The following is a 6,062-nucleotide window of genomic DNA, read 5'->3' on the forward strand; positions in this document are numbered from 1 at the left end:
GAACGGAAGAAATCTTGACGGAAGGTCTTGTCCTTCGAAACATCCCTTGCAAACGCGACGAAAACAAGAACGAACCAACAATGTAGTCGGCAATGATCCAGAATCGCGTAAACCCCCTTCCTTTAGGGAGGGGTGACTACTCCCCGCCCTTAAGGAAGGGGCTTTACGGCGCAGTTTAATAGGGGCCTATCCGAAAAGTCTTGACGCGAGCGCGAGGGTCGAGCACCCTAATGACTGCAACGAATTCCTCGCGGAGGCCATCGAAACCTTGTCCGGCAAGAAAAGAGCGAGAAGAGGAGGGCGCGGAGTCAGCGAAAGGGCATGGATTCGCGTCTATCGCACCGAGGCCCTTAGGCAGCAGAAGGGGAAATGCGTCTTCTGCCTGGAGCCGTTGACGCTCGGGCGAACAACGGCGGAGCACGTCAATCCGAGGGCCAAAGGCGGATCGACATCGGCGGAGAACATCGCCGCAGCTTGCCAGCCTTGCAACAGCTTAAAGGCGAATATGTCCGAGAAGGTATTCAGAAACCTCATTCGAAATCCAGACAGGGCCGAGCGACGTCGTTTCGAGTTCTTTATGGCCAACGCGAGATTTCGCATCTTCCGCCGCATGGCGCTCGCTGAGCGCCGCATTCGACGCGCGGCTGGGTTAAAGGAGTGACCAGCGCGTTCGCAAACGGTCGCGTTTTCAATCGCTTGCGAGAAAGATTTTGTCATTACCGGGAAACGGGCCATAGAATTAATCGAAACCCCGAGGAAGGATTCAGTGATGCCTATGCAGTACGAGACCATGACCCTAATACGGAACGCATCCGCTAGACTGGCCCGAAACTCGGCCGAAGGCGCGGTCGAGGACATGAGGACCGCCATGCGCGCCGGGGCCGACATGTTTCTGGCCGGAACGCCGGACGGGGCAGCGCGGGCGATGGCGGCTCACGGCAACGCATACATGAAGTCGGTCTCCGCGCGCATCCAGTCGGTGATGCTCGACGCGGACGAAATTCGAAACTCCCTTTTCGCGCCGATGTACGGTATCGCGAAGCCAGGGAACTCTAAAGCCGCACCGCAGGGAGCATAGGTCTCCGCTCCAGCCTCGGGGGTTGCACCCCCGAGGTCACGCAGGGCAGGGTGGAGAATGTCGCTGGCACTTCATCCCGTTCGGCACGGCTATTTTGGCCAACCAGGAGCGCACCTGCGCTTCCGTGAACTATTCACGACCGAAGACGCATTCGTCTTCATGCCTTGGGCTTTTAAGAACAAGAATAAACGCAATTCAGGAACGCAAGCGCGGGCGTGTCAGCCCCTTTTTGACGCCCATTTCGCATTAGCGTTCAGTAGGTCCAGAAGCGGAAGGCGCTCATCCTCAGGTTGGGCCTGTCGTTTTCTGACGGCGAGATATCCTTCGTCCGGATCCATGTAGGACAGACGAACCTCCGGGCCCTCAGACTCCTCGCCCTCCAGCTCCTCGAAGGAGGCGACCTTGAACGGCCAAGCCTGGACGGGCTTGTTCGGTACGTGAGGATCCGCGACGGAGAGGAAGGCGTGCGAGGCGAATACCTTCGCGCCATCGTTGACACCCATGTCTCCTGGCGTCGTGTCCTTCGTGATCAACGTGCCTTTGATGGACCTGTCCTCGTACTGCTCGAGCGCGCGCCTAAAAATGTCCTTGTCCTCGCTGACTATCCTCGTGAGGATCTTGGATATCCTCGGGTCTCCACACGCGAAGGCAGGAATGAGCCATGCGCGGGCATCCCGGTCGAAGAACGCCGCTTGCACTTTCTTCTTCAGGACGTAATCGAAGGCGTGTCCGTCGGGGAGGCGTATGCGGATACCCCCCGCTCCGACCTTGACCTCGTAGCGTCTGGTGGCGCAAGCGAAACCACCGAAGCGGTCGACCGCAGCCGGCCATTCTTCCGGGGCGCAGGAGTAGAGGAGTTTCCTGATCCTCTCGCAGAGACCAAGGACATCGGTTCGGGCGTACTTCGGAACCACGGTCCAACAGCGACGTTCCGGGTTCCAGCGAGCCTTGAGCTGCTTCTTGACGGCTTCCTTGAAACCCGTCTGGGTGAGCGGAAAGAAAAGGTCGATTCCCTCCTCACCGCCGAATCCGCGTACCGTGCCAAAATCCATGATCGCCATCTGATCCCCTTCGAAGCTGTCTCCTTCTGACCAAGAAGGGCCCTTAAAGCGTAACCGCGAACTCGCCGGCGCGCATTGAATTAAGATGCCGGAGGGATTGGAGGAGAATTCGATAGACGAAATTACGCGAAATCGTTCCCTTCGGGGTTTCGCGGACGTATCCTTGAAGGAGAGGATTAAGAAGCCGATCTGAAAACACCGGGAGACCAACTTGAGTATTATTCTATTTTGCATGGCGGCGATCATCATTCTTTCGACATGCGGCTGGGCGGCGGCCAAGAACTCCGGACCGCGCGTGTATGCCTCCAGAGCGAAGGGAACGGTCACAAGGAACTCGGAACCGCAACCAGGGATGATTGTGACCCGTCGCGTGAGTTCATTAGGTTACGACAGGGTACAAAAAACCAGGACGGACTGGGATGGTGTGTTCAGGTTCCCTGAACTCACCGAAAGGTATGATCTGACTGATTTCCTGCCGCTTCCGGGGGAGGTCAGGGTGGACCAGACGATTCAGGTCGAGAACGAGGATGGAAGCAGGTCCGGGATCTGGACCGCCCACAAACGTGATTTCGAGCGGAACAGTGAGTTGGGCTATCCGATCAAACTGCTCTGCGATCTCGGTGATGGGAAGTGCCGGGAGGAAGCTCTGGCGACATAAGGATTCGCAGGCGGTGCTGCAAAAAGGGTTGACGAGTACTTGGTTTCATGGTCACAATTCATGAATTGAATTCTTGGATCATCATTCGAAAAAGGCCCGAAAATGACGGCTGCGACCAAAATCTGCACGATCATCGGATCCGACAAAGGCGGCGTCGGCAAGTCGCTCGTGGCGCAACTTCTCACCCTAATCTTCCGGTTTTCCGAAGTCGACCTGCGCGTCGTGGAGATCGACAACCAGCGCAAGTTGACAGGCATCCTCGGAGAGGACAAGGTGAATCTCAGCCTGTCGGCGATGCCTCAATTCGAGCGCGGAAGCCGGGATCGCCATCACTTCGAGTCCTTCTATAATCCCGTCTACACGGAGTGGTCCAAGGGATTCTCGCTGACGGATCTGGGCGCGAACGTAACGACATCCCTCCTGGACTGGTTCACATATTGCGACATCGGCGAACTCGCGGTGGAGGACGGCATCAGGTTTCGCTTCGTCGCCTGCGCGACGCCGGACGAACAAGCGATTCAGTCGGCTATAGAATCAGCCGAGAACGCGAAGAAGGCTTTCGGAAGTCTGGCGGAGGTCTTCATTGTTCTGAACGACAGCTCGGGCAATCTCGGCTTCGCGCCTTACGAAAACGGCGACGCGATGAGGGGACTCCATCAGCAAGAGCAGTCCGGAGCCGTAAAGGTCATCCGTTTGCCGTTCTGCGACAGTCTTCTCTTCGAATACGGCCGGGCGGAGAAAATGTCTCCGATCCAGATTACGGCGCAGGCGGACGATATCGCCGCGCGGGCGGGACTTGACGAGGTCAGCAAGCGGATCCATCGCAAGAAGTTGGTCAAGTGGTGCGTCGCCGCCCAAGAGCGGCTGGAGCCTCTCTTGACCATCGAAGAGACAATTCCCGAACAACCCGCCGCCTAGGAAGACGTGACCAGAATGCGCAGAAAAGTTGCCATCAGTCCGCTATTCAGCGAGAGCGTGCTCGAGATGGTCGAGCGTAAGGCTGCGGAAGTGGAGATGATACCCGCGGAAACCGTCGTGAATTCTCCGAAAGTCGAAATTGGCTCGATATCGGAGGTTCGTGCTGAGGCCAGGGTATCGCAATCTGGTCACGCCGATCTCACGGCCCCTCGCTTTTGGCGGCTTGCCTATACCTCCCCCTTTGTCGCGGCGATGATCTTGATTGCGGGAATGTTCGGACACACATTCACAGCGATCCAGTTGGGGTCGCTGGTTCCAGCCTTGCTCGTTTCCTGCTTGATTTCACTGGGCTTGCACAAGACCCCGGCTTACGAGGATCGCCTGAAGGTCGCAATGATCGCTCATTTCTTCCTAGGTATAACCGGAGCCCTGCAAATCCCGTTGGGGGGCGCAGAAAACTTGGGGATGGTGCTTTATCTCGGGGCGCTGACATCAGGCACTCTGGTCGTCGTACTGACGGTCATGAGTGTCTTCGGTGACCAAACTGCGAACGAACATTAAATCAAGGCGTAGTCAGCCCGAGATATCGACAAAACCCTTACCGTGACCAAACTGCGGTTCGATCCCGGATAATCAGGGCTTCTGGTCGCCGTCGATGGACTTGAACGCACCTCCCTTATAGGTCTTCACGAAATCGATTGCGGGCGGAGACGGATGCAGGATGATCCCGTTCGCGTCGTCTATCTCGATCATCACTTTGGGGTAAACAGCCATGGCTCGAGGTAATACATCCCTCAGGAAGTTTCTCTTGAAGTAGCGAAGCGCGCTGTAACCGCTGCCGAACTGCTGGTAGAGGGATTTCCATGGAACAAGCATGGCACTGTCCACCTTCTGCATTCGGTAGCAAAGCCAGATGTAAACGTCCATCGATTGACTCTGGTTTTGAAGGACCGAAATAGCACGGGCATCAACCGGAAACTTGTGAGAGCGGAGTGCCTCGAAGAAACCCTCGCTCAAGACCGCGCAATCCTCCCAGACCTGCTCTCCGTCCGCTCTCGGCGTGAACATGGCCCCAACGATGTTTTCCTGGGCCATGGCGCTGCCAACGCTTGTTGTCTGGTTGAAGGTGATCCGGCAGGAGGCCAGACGCATCACCTGCTCACGTATGGTTTCGTAATTGGGTCCCGACGCTGGAATTTTCATGCTTTTCATCCATGCGGTCATGGATCGACCGAGCTGAACCTTCGGCGTCTGCCTCTCGACCGCCTTCGTAACAAGGTAATAAAGGATCAGTCTGGCTCGGCTGCCATAGGGGACACCGGAAAAGACGGGCTCGCCATCGACGAGTTTGTAGCCTCCTTCAACGAGGAGATGAAAGGGTCCGTTTTGCTGTACCCACTTCGTATCGTCTTTAGGTTTCTTGTGAGGGAGTGACGTGAGTGCGAAGGCGCTCGTCATGTAATAATTATCGTATATATCAGAGTCCTGATACATTCTAACGAAGTCAAGGGCTCTGAACTCGTGATCTTTTTGAGCGTTTTTTCTGGCATAGTCTATGCCGAAATCGAACGCTTGCTGGATAAGTTCTTTCATTCGACGCTCCATGACAAGTTGGCATGGATGTTGGCCAATTGAGAGCCATTGTCAACATCGCACTTTGGTCACGCTTTCGCTCATCGCGCTCGTTCTTCAAATTTTGAAAGGATATTTGAAAAAACAACTATTTGTATATGTGACCAGTGTGCGTGAAAAAACACCCCTCACCGTGACCAATGTGCGCGGATTCCGTGACTGGAGTGCGATGCTGCGTGACCAGAGTGCGAGGGTGTTGGGGGCTGTGGAAAACCCTTGGAAACCCTTTAAAAAAGCCATTTTATAGGAGCGTGATATCTACCGAAAATCAATGAATTCACGCGAGATATGCACCGTTATCGTCGGAAGACGCGCTCTATCTCAGACAAGCTCCGCCGTGACCAGAGTGCGACGTTTTTAGGGTCATCAGAATCTTGTAGAAAATGGTGTGACCAATCTGCGATTCGGTTCAAAAAAGACGATCGGGACGAAACGCCGGTCAACGGAAGTAACATCGAATCGGATTTTTTACCGTTGTGATTCGAATCGATTCTCTCTGCTAGAGCCAAAAACATCGCACTCTGGTCACGGCGAGGGATGCGGAATCGGGCTTGAGGGTGACTAAACTGCGACCCTGGCATCGGAGTAACACCGGAAGGCAGCGCACTTCAACGCGAACCAATTTGAATTTCGGAGGACGCCGTTGAGAATTTCCGAAAACAGCGCAGTTTAGTCACGCTGTGCTGGAAGCGGAGGGTTCGGGGTCGAAGCCAGC

8 protein-coding genes are annotated in these 6,062 nt (G+C 55.5%); 6 read left to right on the forward strand and 2 right to left on the reverse strand.

The window, feature by feature from the left end; genetic code table 11:
• Positions 1 to 268: 268 nt before the first annotated feature.
• Complete coding sequence (locus tag E1297_RS05040; RefSeq protein ID WP_155134731.1) at positions 269 to 661, forward strand: HNH endonuclease; 393 nt, start codon at positions 269 to 271, stop codon at positions 659 to 661.
• Positions 662 to 769: 108 nt separating this feature from the next.
• Positions 770 to 1,078 (forward strand): hypothetical protein, encoded by a 309-nt coding sequence (locus E1297_RS05045; RefSeq protein ID WP_155134734.1) that lies wholly within the window; start codon positions 770 to 772, stop codon positions 1,076 to 1,078.
• Positions 1,079 to 1,296: 218 nt separating this feature from the next.
• On the opposite strand, the gene E1297_RS05050 is transcribed toward E1297_RS05045, so the two are convergent.
• Entirely contained in the window at positions 1,297 to 2,139 is an 843-nt protein-coding gene (locus tag E1297_RS05050; protein ID WP_155134737.1) for a hypothetical protein, read from the reverse strand.
• A 211-nt stretch (positions 2,140 to 2,350) separates the two neighbouring features.
• Here E1297_RS05050 and E1297_RS05055 point away from each other — a divergent pair, with 211 nt between their 5' ends.
• The 3 genes from E1297_RS05055 (at position 2,351) to E1297_RS05065 (ending at position 4,276) form a co-directional block, all read left to right on the forward strand.
• The gene (locus E1297_RS05055; RefSeq protein ID WP_155134740.1) at positions 2,351 to 2,797 is read left to right on the forward strand and encodes a DUF6795 domain-containing protein; all 447 of its coding nucleotides are present in this window, start codon (positions 2,351 to 2,353) and stop codon (positions 2,795 to 2,797) included.
• 102 nt (positions 2,798 to 2,899) lie between these two features.
• Positions 2,900 to 3,715 carry a hypothetical protein gene (locus E1297_RS05060; protein WP_155134743.1) on the forward strand — a complete coding sequence of 272 codons (816 nt, stop codon included), beginning with the start codon at positions 2,900 to 2,902 and terminating at the stop codon, positions 3,713 to 3,715.
• 15 nt (positions 3,716 to 3,730) lie between these two features.
• Positions 3,731 to 4,276, forward strand: a complete 546-nt coding sequence (locus E1297_RS05065; protein ID WP_155134746.1) for a hypothetical protein — start codon at positions 3,731 to 3,733, stop codon at positions 4,274 to 4,276.
• A gap of 72 nt (positions 4,277 to 4,348) precedes the next feature.
• Here E1297_RS05065 and E1297_RS05070 read toward each other — a convergent pair whose 3' ends face one another.
• Positions 4,349 to 5,308, reverse strand: a complete 960-nt coding sequence (locus E1297_RS05070; RefSeq protein WP_196223195.1) for a replication protein RepA — start codon at positions 5,306 to 5,308, stop codon at positions 4,349 to 4,351.
• Between the two features lie 10 nt (positions 5,309 to 5,318).
• On the opposite strand from E1297_RS05070, the gene E1297_RS05075 reads away from it, so the two are divergent.
• On the forward strand, positions 5,319 to 5,594 hold the full coding sequence (locus E1297_RS05075) for a hypothetical protein (protein WP_155134751.1): 276 nt from the start codon (positions 5,319 to 5,321) through the stop codon (positions 5,592 to 5,594).
• Positions 5,595 to 6,062 lie beyond the last annotated feature (468 nt).

It is taken from the genome of Roseibium sp. RKSG952, from assembly GCF_009711355.1.